The sequence below is a fragment of the Vibrio sp. 10N.261.46.A3 genome (assembly GCF_041472995.1).
In the GTDB taxonomy this organism is placed as follows: domain Bacteria; phylum Pseudomonadota; class Gammaproteobacteria; order Enterobacterales; family Vibrionaceae; genus Vibrio; species Vibrio coralliirubri.
Genome location: NZ_JBFRRH010000046.1, coordinates 1 through 15,459, shown reverse-complemented (window position 1 = coordinate 15,459; position 15,459 = coordinate 1). Strand labels below are relative to the sequence as shown.

The 15,459-nt window shown below is 42.0% G+C and carries 17 protein-coding genes; 2 read left to right on the top strand and 15 right to left on the bottom strand.

All coding sequences use genetic code 11. From position 1 onward, the window contains the following. Positions 1-24 precede the first annotated feature (24 nt). The 3 genes from AB4484_RS12110 to AB4484_RS12100 form a co-directional block, all read right to left on the bottom strand. Positions 25-1,029 (bottom strand): metal-dependent hydrolase, encoded by a 1,005-nt coding sequence (locus tag AB4484_RS12110; RefSeq protein WP_248639835.1) that lies wholly within the window; start codon positions 1,027-1,029, stop codon positions 25-27. Positions 1,030-1,172: 143 nt separating this feature from the next. After that, on the bottom strand, positions 1,173-1,601 hold the full coding sequence (locus AB4484_RS12105) for a hypothetical protein (RefSeq protein WP_349237799.1): 429 nt from the start codon (positions 1,599-1,601) through the stop codon (positions 1,173-1,175). A gap of 175 nt (positions 1,602-1,776) precedes the next feature. Beyond that, positions 1,777-2,586, bottom strand: coding sequence for a sulfite exporter TauE/SafE family protein (locus AB4484_RS12100; RefSeq protein WP_248639829.1), 810 nt, complete (start codon positions 2,584-2,586; stop codon positions 1,777-1,779). A 343-nt stretch (positions 2,587-2,929) separates the two neighbouring features. Here AB4484_RS12100 and AB4484_RS12095 point away from each other — a divergent pair, with 343 nt between their 5' ends. Together AB4484_RS12095 and AB4484_RS12090 are read left to right on the top strand one after the other, a co-directional pair. Then, a complete protein-coding gene (locus AB4484_RS12095) occupies positions 2,930-3,907 on the top strand; it encodes a DUF1852 domain-containing protein (protein ID WP_248639826.1) in 978 nt (325 codons plus the stop codon). Positions 3,908-3,952: 45 nt separating this feature from the next. Beyond that, entirely contained in the window at positions 3,953-4,981 is a 1,029-nt protein-coding gene (locus tag AB4484_RS12090; protein WP_248639824.1) for a methionine synthase, read from the top strand. 96 nt (positions 4,982-5,077) lie between these two features. Here AB4484_RS12090 and AB4484_RS12085 read toward each other — a convergent pair whose 3' ends face one another. From AB4484_RS12085 to AB4484_RS12030, 12 genes are all read right to left on the bottom strand, one after another. Next, on the bottom strand, positions 5,078-5,560 hold the full coding sequence (locus AB4484_RS12085) for a tetratricopeptide repeat protein (protein WP_248639815.1): 483 nt from the start codon (positions 5,558-5,560) through the stop codon (positions 5,078-5,080). 27 nt (positions 5,561-5,587) lie between these two features. Next, on the bottom strand, positions 5,588-6,139 hold the full coding sequence (gene cyaB / locus AB4484_RS12080) for a class IV adenylate cyclase (protein WP_372078374.1): 552 nt from the start codon (positions 6,137-6,139) through the stop codon (positions 5,588-5,590). A gap of 89 nt (positions 6,140-6,228) precedes the next feature. Further along, on the bottom strand, positions 6,229-6,621 hold the full coding sequence (locus tag AB4484_RS12075; RefSeq protein ID WP_372078373.1) for a hypothetical protein: 393 nt from the start codon (positions 6,619-6,621) through the stop codon (positions 6,229-6,231). Beyond that, positions 6,614-7,063 carry a GNAT family N-acetyltransferase gene (locus AB4484_RS12070; protein WP_372078371.1) on the bottom strand — a complete coding sequence of 150 codons (450 nt, stop codon included), beginning with the start codon at positions 7,061-7,063 and terminating at the stop codon, positions 6,614-6,616. Before AB4484_RS12070 ends, AB4484_RS12075 begins: the two co-directional genes overlap by 8 nt. Before the next feature lie 67 nt (positions 7,064-7,130). Further along, positions 7,131-7,631: a hypothetical protein gene (locus AB4484_RS12065; RefSeq protein WP_372078370.1), complete on the bottom strand. Its 501-nt coding sequence runs from the start codon at positions 7,629-7,631 to the stop codon at positions 7,131-7,133. A gap of 61 nt (positions 7,632-7,692) precedes the next feature. Next, positions 7,693-8,133, bottom strand: coding sequence for a hypothetical protein (locus AB4484_RS12060; RefSeq protein ID WP_372078367.1), 441 nt, complete (start codon positions 8,131-8,133; stop codon positions 7,693-7,695). 199 nt (positions 8,134-8,332) lie between these two features. Continuing rightward, on the bottom strand, positions 8,333-8,833 hold the full coding sequence (locus AB4484_RS12055; RefSeq protein ID WP_372078365.1) for an opioid growth factor receptor-related protein: 501 nt from the start codon (positions 8,831-8,833) through the stop codon (positions 8,333-8,335). A 455-nt stretch (positions 8,834-9,288) separates the two neighbouring features. After that, a complete protein-coding gene (locus AB4484_RS12050) occupies positions 9,289-9,762 on the bottom strand; it encodes a response regulator (RefSeq protein ID WP_017070648.1) in 474 nt (157 codons plus the stop codon). Continuing rightward, positions 9,749-11,104, bottom strand: coding sequence for an ATP-binding protein (locus AB4484_RS12045; protein WP_372078363.1), 1,356 nt, complete (start codon positions 11,102-11,104; stop codon positions 9,749-9,751). Before AB4484_RS12045 ends, AB4484_RS12050 begins: the two co-directional genes overlap by 14 nt. A gap of 6 nt (positions 11,105-11,110) precedes the next feature. Further along, on the bottom strand, positions 11,111-12,529 hold the full coding sequence (locus AB4484_RS12040) for a DASS family sodium-coupled anion symporter (protein ID WP_048613999.1): 1,419 nt from the start codon (positions 12,527-12,529) through the stop codon (positions 11,111-11,113). A 349-nt stretch (positions 12,530-12,878) separates the two neighbouring features. Beyond that, positions 12,879-13,769 carry a hypothetical protein gene (locus AB4484_RS12035; RefSeq protein ID WP_372078361.1) on the bottom strand — a complete coding sequence of 297 codons (891 nt, stop codon included), beginning with the start codon at positions 13,767-13,769 and terminating at the stop codon, positions 12,879-12,881. A 79-nt stretch (positions 13,770-13,848) separates the two neighbouring features. Beyond that, complete coding sequence (locus AB4484_RS12030; protein WP_372078360.1) at positions 13,849-14,739, bottom strand: hypothetical protein; 891 nt, start codon at positions 14,737-14,739, stop codon at positions 13,849-13,851. Between the last annotated feature and the right edge of the window lie 720 nt (positions 14,740-15,459).

Genomic DNA, 15,459 nt, shown 5'->3' with positions numbered 1-15,459 from the left:
GCCTTTTTACTGTTTAAAACTAGCTCATTTATCGCCAGTAAGCATATCGAAGAAGATCTGTCTCGACTCAGGTGTGTTGTCTCTATGAGTTTCGTATCTTACATGCGTGTTTGCATCAACTGCTTTTGATAGCTTGATGCTCCATAGTGCTTTCATTTGATTCGGTACAATTGAATATCGGACATCGATAATACGCAGCTCGTCTGTTGGGTCCTGAGCAATATAACCATTTGAAAACCAGCGGAAACGTTCAATGTCTTTGGCTTGTTGAGAGTCAGGGTCAAGCCAAGGTAAATCCCTGCCAACGTTCAGCTTAACGATCGACTCTCCGGGATACGTGCTTACCGATGAACCAACCCGTACTGCGTCTACATGATAATGAGCCTCTGTTTCGTACACCACTTTCCAAACCAAGATATTAGCGAAGCTCGGTTTTGCCTCTAATCGAATCGGTGTGTGTTGCCTTTCTTGCGCTAATTGCCACCCAACCACCTCTGCCCTGTCTCGTTGAATCATCCCTAATGTTGGATAAATTAGCGCCCAAGCAAACGCGACACGCGCGAGCCAAGGCGCTCGTTTCAACGTTGCACACACAAGTAAAATTAAGATGGGAAGCGTATAAACAGGATCGATGATTGATATAGTGTTCCAAGCAAAACGCGCGTTGGTGAAAGGCCAAAGTAACTGCGTACCATAAGTGGTACAAGCGTCTAACAGTGCATGAGTGCCATAACCCAGAGCACAAAACAGCCAACTTTGTTTGAAAGTAAGCCCACGTCTTTTTGCAATCAGATGATGCAGAACCAAGGCACAGATCAAACTGCCAATGGGAATAAAGAAGAGTGAATGGGTAAACTGTCGATGAAATTCCAAAGCCAACAAAGGGTCACTTTGAGACTTAATCAGTGCATCTAAATCTGGCGCTAACCCAGAGAGCAGCCCTAATACCCCAGCAACAACCAAATGTTGTTTTTTGCTGGCCGATTGTGACAAAGAAGCGCCTAACACGCCCTGCGTTAAAGGATCCATAAGCGACTCATTGATAGCATTCCGTTGAATCAAACAAGATACATTTAGCTATAGCAGTGAATTGGGTTAAATAACAATGTTTTATCAATATAATCATGTTGATAGAAGATACTGATATGAGTACTTTCCATTAAGCGTTAACGTTAAACGTTTTGCAGAGAAGCCTTGGTCAACAACATTTCCCAATCAGACTTCTCTACCTGGCCTTTGCGAACATTCACCTTGTAATAGCCCTTTTGAGTCAGAGATTTAACTTGAATATACTGTCGCGCAAAGACAGAGTTTTTGATTACTAAGTCCGCTTTAATACCATGTAGATGTACGTCTTCACCTACTAAAGATAGATTGCTTTTAGTGAATCTTGAGGCGAGAGCGTAGAAAGCAACCATGATGATGATTGAAGTAACGAAAGGGAAAAACTGGAGTTCAGTGTGATAAAAGAAGTTAATCGCTAAAGATACGATCACGTAACTTATCGTCATTGATAGAACAACGTTCCAATGTGTGCCGTTGTTCTTGAATGAGATTTCTCGTGCCATCACTTGCTCCTTTAGGTAAGTATTTGACCACATTTGAATATTTATAAAACGCGAACAATCTTATTATGAGCCATGATGCATTAAAAGGCGTTAATACGGCGATTGATAGACTCAGATCGCAATTAGACACTTACATGCGTTTTCTCGCACCTAAATGTCTAATTGATAAAGAAACTGAATCAGTTACAGGCCAGAGGGCGGCCTTTAATTAACGCGCCACCATGCTTGCTGCGATAACCACCAGCAGTATTGAGAAGATTTTCTTAATCGTTGGAACCGGTAAATGGTTGGTGGCTTTTGCGCCCAACGGAGCCGTAAACCAAGAGGTGCACACAATACCCAGCAGCGCAGGCAGATAAACAAAGCCAGCAAAACCGTCTGATAGAGCAAAGTGGCTGCTGCCTGAACTGATGTAGCCTATCGAGCCAAACAACGCGATCACAATGCCACAAGCCGACGCACAACCGATGGCCTTTTTCATATCAACAGAGAAGAACGTTAATAGCGGAACCAGCAATGCACCGCCACCAATCCCTATCATGGCAGATAAGCCGCCCGTAATGGTTGTCAGCACAGTGAGCACACCTTTGTTAGGCAGTTTTCGTTCCTTAGGCGCATCATTTTTGCTGCTTAAGAACATCTTGATCGCAATAAGAACCACACTCACGGCAAACACAATACGAACGACTTTTTCCGGTAACAACGCCGCCATAAAACCACTAACCAATGCACCCAGAGCAACACCGAGCATGATCCAAGGCGCCAGATCCCAAGGCACGTTGCCATTCTTATGGTGAGCAAGTGCAGAAGAAGTAGAGGTGAAAAGTATTGATGCCAACGAGGTTGCAATCGCCGCGACAACAACTTGGTCAGACGGTAGAACTTCTAAATACAGTAAAATGCTGCTTAACACAGGAACAATGATCAGCCCTCCGCCAATACCTAACAAACCGGCTAGAAACCCAACACCACTGCCCAGTAACGCACAGTAGAAAATCAACAACAGCAATTCACTCATTTCATCCATCTCTTAATTAAATTAATCGTCTTAAATAACACACCATTAATGTGGTTATATTTCCATCAAGCTAATTAATATAACTGACACCGACTTAAATATTCAAACAGAATAGATCATGAATATTCCTCATGTTGAATGTGAAGTAATACCATTGTTAATGGTCAACCTATCCACGTATAAAAACCTTAAGCGATTAACTTTATACGACATTAATTCTACTAAGAATTAATTTCAGACAGCATAGCCTTCGATTCTTAATCCGGTCACAAGCAAAAAATAAAAGCCGTTTTAATACTAAAGACCGAGAGAATCAGAAAACAAATTGGGATACCAAATCAGCATGAATAAAGAATTTAATTTTACGATTAAGAGCATTAGCCTCGACGAAAACTACCAGCCTTCAGACAGCACGCGCATCACAACCAACTTTGCTAACCTGGCTCGCGGTGACAGCCGCCAAGCGAACTTACGTAATGCACTACAAATGATAGACAACAGTTTCAATGCTTTAGCACATTGGGACAACCCTAAGGGCGACCGTTACTCTGTTGAGCTTGAAATCATTTCTGTTGATATGGACATTGAAAGCAACGGCGAAGCATTCCCTTCAATTGAAGTGCTGAAAACCAATATTGTAGACCGTAAAACTAACGAGCGTATTGAAGGCATTATCGGAAATAACTTCTCTTCTTATGTTCGAGATTATGACTTTAGCGTACGTCTATTGGATCATAATAAAGGCCAAGATAAATTCAGCATTCCAGAAGATTTTGGTGATTTACACGGTAAGCTTTTTAAATATTTCGTTAACTCTGACGCTTACAAAAAGAACTTTAATAAACCACCTGTTATTTGCTTAAGCGTGTCAGATAATAAAACCTATTACCGCACTGAAAACCAACACCCTGTATTAGGTTTTGAATACCAACCGAATGAGTCTTCTTTAACTGAGCAATATTTTAAGAAGATGGGCTTACAGGTTCGTTATTTCATGCCGCCAAACAGTGTTGCACCTTTGGCTTTCTATTTCTTTGGTGATCTGCTGAACGATTACTCTAACCTAGAGCTTATCAGCACCATCAGCACCATGGGTACGTTCCAGAAAATCTACCGACCTGAGATTTACAACGCGAACGCGGTTGCGGGCAACTGTTACCAACCAAACTTGAAAAACTTGGATCACTCGCTGACTCAAATCGTGTATGACCGTGAAGAACGAAGCCAGCTAGCTGTTGAACAAGGTAAATTCGCAGAAGAGAAGTTCATTAAGCCATACCAATCAGTTCTAGAGAACTGGTCGGCAAATTACGCACTTTAATCGTCTATTGCGCTCTCAAACCACCCAAGGATAGGCAGTATTATTATGAAAACACTATTACCGACTTCAACAGCGGGCAGCTTGCCGAAACCATCTTGGCTTGCACAACCAGAGACGCTTTGGTCGCCATGGAAACTGCAAGGCGATGAACTCACAGACGGCAAACAAGATGCGCTGCGTGTCTCTCTGCACGAGCAACAGCAAGCCGGCATTGATATTGTGAGTGATGGCGAACAAACACGTCAGCACTTTGTAACGACCTTCATTGAACATCTGAATGGCGTTGATTTTGAAAAGCGTGAAACCGTTAAAATTCGCGACCGTTACGATGCCAGTGTGCCTACAGTGGTTGGCCCTGTTTCTCGCCAAAAATCCGTGTTTGTTGAAGATGCAAAGTTCTTACGTCAGCAAACGGATCAACCGATTAAATGGGCTCTGCCGGGGCCTATGACGATGATAGATACACTTTACGATGCGCATTACCAAAGCCGTGAAAAACTGGCGTGGGAATTTGCCAAGATCCTCAACGAAGAAGCCAAAGAACTTGAAGCGGCAGGCGTGGATATTATTCAGTTCGATGAGCCCGCATTTAACGTGTTCTTTGATGAAGTGAATGATTGGGGTATCGCTTGTTTGGAAAGAGCCATTGAAGGGCTTAAGTGTGAAACGGCAGTGCATATCTGTTATGGCTACGGCATTAAAGCGAATACGGATTGGAAAAAGACCTTAGGCACTGAATGGCGCCAATACGAAGAAGTATTTCCTAAGCTGCAGCAATCGAATATCGATATTATCTCTTTAGAGTGTCACAACTCTCATGTACCTCTTGAGCTACTTGAACTGGTACGAGGTAAGAAAGTGATGGTCGGTGCAATCGATGTGGCAACCGACTCGATTGAAACACCGGAAGAAGTGGCTAGCACTCTACGTGAAACACTTAAGTACGTTGATGCAGACAAGCTCTACCCTTGCACCAATTGCGGTATGGCTCCCCTACCTCGCGACATTGCTTCAGCTAAGCTGAATGCGCTAAGTGCTGGCACAGAGATCGTTCGTAAAGAGCTTTCAGCGTAACGCTTCCCTAACGAACAAAAACTATGACCTGAAGCCTAAGTATCACATCGATGCTTAGGCTTTTTGTTATGTGAGTTAAGGAGCTTTACGCGCTGTTTACCAGGTTTTATCTAGGTCTTGAGCATATAAAGAGATCGCTCGTTGGTACTCTTTAATCGCCTCACTATTGGTCGTAGAAACTAGCAACTCAAGTAACAGCGATGTCGCCTCTTTATGGCGACCTAAATTGTACAAACACATCGCGTAGAAAGGCTTCACTTCTATCGAGTCAGGATACTCAGTCATAGTCTGTTCGAAATAGCCTAAAGCCTCTGCATAAAGGCCAAGGCTTCGATAAGTACTCGCCAAACCGAACAACGCATCAAAGCGCTCTACTGAAGAAAGCACGCCAGACAGAGACAGCACATAGTGATCAATTGCCTGTTGCTCTTTGCCTTGGTTGTCGTAAGACCACGCAATCTGTAAATGAGCTTTCGCTGCATAGTTTTCATCAGTGAGTAGCGTTGCCAACAAGTCACGCGACTCTTGGTACTTTTCTTCTTTTCGCAATTCGATGGCTTGTTTGATAATGGTGTCCATAACTCTCCCTGACGCTTGAGCGCTGTGCTATGCGTTCATTTCCTCGAACATCTGTTTGTAAGACTGAGTTTGCAGTGCCGATTGAGTCAGCCCGAATTTATTGGCTAACAACTCAAGCTCACTTTTATACACAGACAACTTAGACTCATCGTCCGTCATGATTGCAAATTCAGCAAAATCACCGATACCTGCAAGAGAATCAACCGTGATATGGAACTCTCCAACAAAATAGATACTGCGAGTTTTTTGCGCTTCAAGAATCACTTCGTATCCCAGGTTTTCTAGCATGCTCTTAGCATTCGACGCATCGGTGATGTTTGTCGCTTCACATCTATCAGACTCAGGGCCTTTTACGATCCATAATTTGATGCCCGACGGCTCCATAGTACGAATACACAAGCTTTTGTTCTGAGCCTGTAAGCTTCTATCAGGGCTATCAAAATACCAATCACATTCCTGATTGTCTTGCAGCATTACTTCATGAGGAATTAGGTTCAAAGTTTTCAAGAACTCAGACTTAGAGCTAAGTCGATACTTCAGCTCAACCTCATATTTGCCTTTGAAATGATCGTTGGTCATAAGATCGCTCGGTACAAAAAAGGCGATACTAGCACACGAACCAAATCCGAAATACAAACTGACGCACAACACAAACTAAAGCAGTGGAACTATGTTCGACACGCTAACACACGCTGCCACTCTTCTTGGCTCATAGAGCCTTTAGAAAGGTAAATATTATGCTTCTGCATTGCACCTTTCGTGTATGAAAGCTTGATGAATGATCCAATGTCAAACGGAAGAAAGCTGCGCTGTAAAGTCACATCGCAAGCAACGCCATTTAAACGTACATGACCGTTCATGATTTCAAATGAGCTATCTCGAAGCTTCCAACACAACATTAGAATTTTTATTAATGGAGGAACACAAATTATCAGCCCTATGGTTAGCAGCGATGAACGATCACCGCCTGATATCCAATAGACAAAACCTAGTGCAATAATAATAAACAGTAACTCTGAAAATAAGTATTTAACAAAATTTAATTGGATACGGTTATCCATGACACTCTCTCAATGATGACCCTAAAGGCAGCTCCATTTCAACGAGCCCTTTCACTTCAGACAACTCAGTAAAACCTTTTGATTGATAAAGCTTAATCGCGGGATTCTCACTGAACACGCGCAACACTAACTGAGTGGATGCTTGATTGTTCGCATGTTTAATAGCTAAATCGAGACACTTAGAGCCAAAACCTCGACCTTGATAGTCAGCTAATATCTGCAAGTCCCTAAGAAACGTTGTACCACTGGCGTAACTGAAGCGAACAACACCAATACGGCTATCCCCCACATAAATTTCATAGTTATCCAGTTCATCCCAGCTACGTAAAAACTGGCTATGACCCCAAGCGATGCCACGCGCATCGTAGTAACTCGCCATATTCGTTTTGGTGATCTGCTCTGCGAACTTAGGGTCTGAACCTTTGACCAGCCTTACTTCCATATTTTGTCCATTTTTCAAATCACATCTGAATACGGCATAGCAAAATGCCGCATATGTTGAATCACTTTTAGGTACATTCTGGTTTCACTTCCTCCCATTGTTTATCCCATTCTTCGCCTAACAAATTAGAAAGTTTTTCACAGTCGTATAGATAGCGAAGACTATCTTTACAGTACGCAGTAAGTATTTCAGTTAACTGAGCAGACGCTTTCTCGTTGTCTTTGAGTTTTCCGTACATCATCAAACCAGTCCTAAAGGTGTCTTGATCGAGGTCAGAAGCTTGCTTCGATAACATCCCAAAGGAAATAGCATTAATAGACAGGGCTAATGCAATCGCATCGCCTTCATCTCCCTCTAATTCACAAGCACTATAACGAGCTAACAAGTTCGATGTTTTAATTAATGGGGCAAGGTCTTTTGTATTTGCATATTTATATGTTTCAAAACCTTGCCGCACCGCAGCTTTATGACTGTCTTTAATGCTCACAACATAGTCTGTCAAAACATGTAAGCTCGCATATGCGCCTAGCCCGAAAGCCACAATGAACACGGCGATTAATCTGATCACTTATCTCTCCTAAAAGAACCTTATGCTGGTCAATTTTAAACGGTGTCTTGTAGTAACAGCCCTACTTGCCATCGACCTTTTCTATAAACCAACGTCCTTGGCACGGGCCATTGGTTAAGTGCCATCGGCCATCAAATCTACTGCCACTGCCATATGCGGAAAAACGATAATCCCATTGACGATGTTTAGCATATAAACGTAAGTCGCCGTTTTCCGTCACCCAGCCCTCTAACGGTGTTCCGTTGTAGGTAAGCCTTAGGGTAGCCTTACCCTCACGAATGGTTCCGGTGATGGTTGTGCGTTCACACATATTATTGCCAGTGGTGTTAATACGGCGGCCTAGCCACTCACCGTCGAAATCGGTAGAAGGAACAAATTGGGGACTATCAGGAAGTTTAGGAAACGACTCGGAATTACTGGACCCGAACCACTGGAGTTCACGACCAACGAGGAAGAAGACGACAAAGCCGATTGATATCGCTATCACAAATCCCTTTTTCATTAGCCTCTTCCTAATCCGCTGACCTTAAGAAAAGAACCCTAACATAATGAAAATTAATAACTTACTATCAATTTAATTAATTTTGATATATTCCACAAATTGCATTCAAATGTTGAATATAGAGAAAGCGGCATCATACGAAAATGCCGCGCATTGAGAATCAATTGTGTGCAGTGCTGAAAGCTCTGCACATAAAAGCCTAGCCTTCTAGGGCATTGCGCCAATACTGAACGGTTTTCTCCGACACCGAGCCTGTCTCGGTCGCCGCTGATACTAGAAACTCACATAACCGAGCTGCGACCTCTTCATTCCCCAACAAGTATAAACTGCGAATGGCTCGCGTTAACCTTAGCTGGTTATGGTCATGATTCTTTAACCATACGTGATTAGCCGGACTAAGTGGTAACGATGAAGATATTTCACTCCCGTTCCGCTGCATACCCCAAAACTCAAGCATTAGGTCAAGCACTTGTAGATGAGCGGTGCGAAGCGCTTCTGAATTAGCAAAAAGCGCCCTATCTTCTTGAGTAACCAACGGGGCATGTTGATTAAACTTAGTCCCCTCACCTATTGGGAAGAACACTTGAATGTACTTATGGTCATGCTCCAACCAAAAATGATTGTAAGCCAATAACTGTTCTATATTTCGACCAAATTTATCTGGCGCTTCACCAGATATAAAGCGAGCAATCTCACTCATTTTCAAATCCTACTGACTATAACCCCCCACTTGTGGGCGAATGCATTATTACGCAGTAAGCTGTGAAAAGCCTAGTCCTTTACGTTGTAAGTACCGATCTGGCTTAGAACTCCACATACCACGGGTGAGGAATCACATTTGAATACTTTCGACTTACTTTTCCAACAAACGACACTGATACTCTGCGACACATTTTAGTTCTGCTGCATGTTCAGGGAATCGTTCGTGAAAAAAACACAATGCATCCGCTAGCGTTGGCGTATGAGTTTTAGACTTAAGTCAGCAACCTGTGTGTTAATAACTGAGTACTAAAACCTGAACGACTAAAAGAGGTAGGTAAAATAAGCACCGAAAGATTACATCTTTCAAAGAAAAACCCTTCAGAAAGCGTCCTTCGTGCATAGAATTTCAAGCGACTTACACTAATGAATAATGTAAGTCGCTAACATAAGAAACTAGCGTAAGCGTCTCAACACAACCTGCTGGTCGAGCTCATTCTGATAGTCCGTGTAATCAAGCCCTTGATCAAATATGTACTCAGTGACCAGAGTACGAATGCACTCAACCAATGTGCTTGCTTGCCAAGGCTTTTCAAAGTAACGGTCGATGCCTGCTGCATTAATCGCATTGATGGTATCAGTATGAGTGGCCTGCCCCGTAAGAAGAATTTTCTTTGTATTCGGAAAGCGGCTGTCATGGAACACTTCAGTGAGTAACTCCACACCCGTTTTCCCTGGCATCACATGATCAGACACGATGACGGTAATGTGTTCACCTTCTGCGTCAAGTTCATCAATGAGATCAAGCACTTCTTGCGCTGATTCACAATCTTCAATATTCAGCCAACTCGCCAACGGCTCTAAATCTTGTATCACTGCGCTCAGTACTTCTCTCTGGTCATCGACACAGATTAAATTAAGCTTCTCCATGTTCACCCTCTATTGGTAACTTGATTCTAAATACAGTTTTAGAAGCATCACTTTTCACAATGATACTTCCGCCATAACCCGCCACAATCCGCTTAACTACTGATAAACCCAAGCCCAATCCAAACGATAAACCACCTTTTTTAGTGGTGAAGTTGGGCTGAAATATCTTTCTACGAGTCGCCTCGTCTATCTCAGGGCCGTTATTCGTGATCGTAACTAATATTCTTTTCTTACTTAATCTGGTTTGAATTTCTATTGTGGCATCGTCTGAATTCGACATTGCATCACAAGCATTCTTTACAATGTTGACCCAAATCTGAACGAGCTCTGTTTTCGAGCCTTTAAAAGACGGTAAATCCGCAGGGCTCAATCGTACAGACACTCTACGTAACTCACTTTGTAACAAGGATAAGGCATGGTTAATGGAGTCGTTAATATCAACCGCTTCTTCCGTGTCGATATCCGTTCTGCCAAGTTGCTTAACCGATTTTACGATGCCGACGGTGTGTCTAGATGCCAAACGTAAATCATGTAAATCACAGCCCATCTGCCAAAAACGAATCGCTTCTTCTGGGTTTTTCAGCCAATGTTTTGAAATAACGTCTGTTGCAGATAAAGCGTCAATTGGAATCGCCTTTGCAAGAGAGCGAGCAATGTTTTTGTCTAAACCATATTTTCTTTCAAATTGTCGCCCACGTGTTCGTGCTTCTGACGACGACGTTTTCTGACCATGCATTAACCCAAAATCGAAAAATTGACTGGCTTCAGGATGCACTTCTTCAAGCAGATCCATGATGACCGTTTCAAGTCGACCAGATTTACTATTTACTACACCAATAGCGTTGTTAAGTTCATGAGCAATCCCTGCAGCTAATTGACCCAAAGTCGTCATTTGCTCAGCAGTATGTAACTTCTCTAGCGCTTTTTGTTTCGCTATCGCTTCTTGTGTTGCGCGGCGTTGACGACGCGACAACTCATTGACAATCACAGGTGTGAACTGTGCGGTAAGAGGACCAAATTTACGTTCATCTTCTGCTGGCGTGTCTTTATCGATCCACGCTAACTCAACATCGGTTTTAGCAACAACCGTTGAAGATGCTGTCCAATTACCTGAAAAGAAGCTATGAACGCCTATAAAAGCCCCACTACCCGCGCTAAATACTCGCACTTGCGGTGTATTCGCATCGGTATAAAACCCTTCCAGTTCTCCACTAAACACATAATATAAACGTGTGTTTAACGCTGATTGTTCAATAATGGTGTTACCGGCACGGCACGTCACCCGACGTTCTGTTTGGTTAAAATAGCGCTCGATAAGTGCTTCTAACTTATGTTGATACACGTATCGTTATCCTATGTGACCAATTGAATGTAGCAGCCACACCATAACAAAACTCAGTAGCACACCAACCACACCCAAAATAATACCGATTCTGGCCATTTGATTACTTTGCACATGACCCGTGGCATGAGCCAACGCATTCGGTGGTGTACTGATTGGCAGCGACATACCTAATGAAGCGGCAAAGGTCACAACCAGAATTAACGTTATCTCACCGCCTAGTGGCGTGAGTGAAGCCATAGACGAACCCAATGCAGCCATAATTGGCATTAACAAGTTGGCCGTTGCGGTATGAGACATAAAGTTTGCCATTAGCAAACACAAGAACGCCGCTCCGAACAACACCACATAGGGTGAGTAAGCATCAAACGGAATGCTGTGTACCACGAGCCTTGCTAAGCCAGTTTTATCGAGAGCTAAACCAAGCGCGATACCACCTGATACAAGCCACAGTACGTCCCAAGAAATCTTTTTCAGGTCTTCTTTATTGATGATCCCTGTGAGTGAGAACACAGCGACAGGAATCAGAGCGACGGTATAAGAGTTCATGCCATGGCTTGAACCCATTAACCAAAGAATGATGGTCAGCGCAAAAGTGACGTACACCGCAATGGCTTTTGGCGTTTTAAGGAATTTACCTTTAATACTTAGTTCGATTTTCTTTTGGTCAGCTTTGTACATAAAGCCGATTAAAAACCACGCTAACGCCATCATAATAACGACAAACGGCACACCAAATGCCATCCATTCGCCGAACGTAATGAGGTTATCGCCAACTAAATATTTAAGTGCGATAGCGTTCGGGGGGGTGCCGATCGGGGTACCAATGCCACCGATGTTAGCGGCAACAGGGATACAAAGCGCAAACGCTACACGACCGGGGTCTTTCGGACCAAACACAGCCAATACCGGCGTTAAAATAGAGAGCATCATTGCCGTTGTTGCCGTGTTAGACATAAACATCGAAAAGATACCAGTGATCAACATTAAGCCGAGCATCACAAACTTTGGGTCTTGTCCAAACGGCTTCAACAACACGCGCGCTAAGTTTACGTCTAATCGATATTTAGTGGCGGCCATCGCTAAGAAAAAACCACCCAAAAACAGCATGATGATTGGGCTGGCGAATGTCGCCATGATATCGCTGTATTTTAACAACTCACCAAAATGTTCCTCCCCATGCTCAAACCTTAAAAAGATCAGCCCTTTATCCGACAACATCAACAATTGCAGAACGATAATAACAACAGACGTCGCGTAAATCGGGATAGGCTCGAACACCCAGCACAATGCCGCTAATAAAAAGATCGCAATAACGCGTTGTTGAATGATCGTAAGGCCTTCAAATGGAAACGCTGATAGCGGCATTACGAGGATAATGAAAGGAATTAAAATTGGGATAATGTATTTAATATAGGGGCGCATAGCACAAAAACTCTTCCTGAGATAACAACTACTTAGAAATTAGATTTACAGCTCTAATTTAGATCCGACAACGAATTATCGACCTCTTATCACTATCTCACTATCGGCTAGATCAATGATTACGTAATCGCGATATCCCCGTTTTCGATTCTGTGCGCTACCTCTACGTTTGTGTGTCATTTACTGTTGAAATTAAATTCAGGAGAGTGGTTTCTACGTTTCTAGTCATGTCCATAAATTGAGGGCCACCTCTGATAAAAACGTAGAACAAGCTCACTGGGTTAGGGTTGCCTGAAACTTGTCGTATCGACTAAGAACCCCACGAAACGGAGTAGCTCTATCTCTAGATTTACTGTTCTAACAAACGACACTGATACTCTGCGACACATTTTAGTTTTGCTGCATGTTCAGGGAATCGTTCGTGAAGAAAACACAATGCATCCGCTAACGTTATCTGGTGTAGATTCAATGTATACCCAAAAACCAATCGGTGGATATTGTCATAGAGCTCATCTGAATTATCTGAGCTTTGGCACTGCGCTAAGATAGCTTGATCAATCTCATCGTCAGGATCTTCCAAAGGGCTATTGGCCTGTCGATAAAGATTAGAAAGCATTGCGTCATAGTGCTCTTTCGGCAACTCTTCCTTGCAACGCATTATCCACGTAAGCGTAATTAGGTTATGCCCAAAGAAACCAAACTGTTTGAAGCATGCTTGTAATACGCTATTGAGCTCTACGACTTGGCTTATGTCAGTGCTTCGTTCGCCGTCAGAACGAGTCGATGTGACAAATTCAGTGAAACGGTTAAGGAATGCTGGAACTTGAGATGGCTCTAACTCACGGTAAACACGATTCAGCGCCAATAAGATAGTCACATTGTGGGAAAGGTATTCGCTTGTTTGAGAAGCCTGCGAAACGTAATGCGAGAATATATCTTGAAAGCCCTTATTCTCATGCCACTGCATTAAAGCAGCATACGCCGCCGGGTATACCCCATTATCCAATATCCTGTGAATACGAAAATCCGTAAACTTTGGCGCTTGCAGCGTTGCAGAGTACTCACCTAAAACTTCAATCTCAGTTTGGTCTATCAGCTCACACGTTTTAAGCCACACATTGTCTGTTATGCCGAAATAATCATTAAGGTGATTCGAAGCCAAATAGGCTTTTAAAGAATGAGGTTGATGGATGCTGGCACTACTATAAAGTGCCTTTTCTAATAGTTGGTCGCTTGTCATGTTTCCTCCGTGAAACGTGCCCCTTCCATGTTCGATGAAAACACAGCCAAAAATTAGTCATTGACGCCAAAGTCGCTTGTTATGCTTTGGCTCCAACGTTTTGCATGCATCGGCGACAAGATTTAAAACCTAAGCTATCGAGCACTGACTTTTCGACCGACAAACTAGGATTAAACTTAATCCAATAATAATTCTGGATAAGATTAGATAGAGGTTCTTTATAACTTCCTACCCATACCTTTTCCTTTTCACCCACTTTACGCTTCAAAGTATTTATATCCGCATATGTAATATTCTCTATCTTCCGTTGGATGAATTCGTCAGAATTTCTAAACTTTTCACTACTTTCCAATAACTCATCAATGGTAGCCTCGACGCTATCCAATGAAAGGTTTTGATAGGAGAACATCCCACTATTACGAATTATATCAAATAGGTGCCCTAAAATATTCCCATGCTGATTATTTATACGGGTTACTTCATTATATAAATCAGTTGGAATAAAACCTTGGGTATATTCGACACCATCTTCATCAATGCGAACTATTCTTTGCTCTTTAAAATCAAATCGTAACCGTGTAGAGCTGTTACTACCATATGTGTAGTCACGAAACGCATACCTTATTTTTGAGCTAACAGACTCCCTAACATTCCGGTTAGTATGGTTAATCGTGTAGTCGAGATAACTCTTGCTGAGCTCAATACAACTCTTGTCTGAATGATAACTGTTATAAGCCTCAGGGCGACTCTTATCGACTGAGTTGACATAATGCTGTACGAGAAATTCTGGGTTCTCAAGTATTGACCATAATCTGACGAATTGATGCAATTCATCATCATTAAATATCTTCTTAATCTTTGTGTACTGGATTAAGTCCTCAACACTTTTATACATACCATCTGGAAACTGTTTTGGTATAATTTTTTTAAAATTAAACTGCGTGATAAATACGCTTTCACTAAAAACCATGACATCACCATTAAAATCTAGACTTTGAAAACTTTACCACCATACAGAATGATGTACAACAAATAAACATAACAGCTATTAAACAGAAAACTCTGTATTTAAATACAGAGTTTTCTGTTGAGTTCTTATGGCGCTTATTTTAATCGACTTACTTTACTTATAACAATAACTTATTACTCTTGATTGGTGATTGAACAAGTAAATTTAGAGTTTAGTTCTGCCTAACAAAGCCAAATGAAGAAAACTTGATAACTTCTCTGGAAGGTTTTGTTAAAACAAGTTTACTATTGATAATAAAAATAATACCCCACTTCCAAAAAATCGCTTATTCACTCATTTGTAATTAAGATAAAAACAGACAAATAGCGACATTAACGTAGATAAATTTATTCTATAGATTCAAACAAACCGGATTTTAATAACCCCCTACCCTTCATATGTTTACGATAAATAATAAAATTAGATTTTATAAAAACAATTTGGTCAATGAGAATTTTTGTAAACTTTGAATTACATACTCTAAAATTTAATCTCCCTAAAAAACTTGTCATAAGCTGAAATGCTCTTCCAATCTTGATTCGCAACACATGGCATTAGCGTGTTGCATATAGACTTCCTATAAAGCCGTTGGGAAGAAGGAGTTTATATTAAAATCAGGAACGAAAAATGAACCAACAACGTCAACTAAGCTGGAAAATAGGGTGGTGACTCCAACCCGTT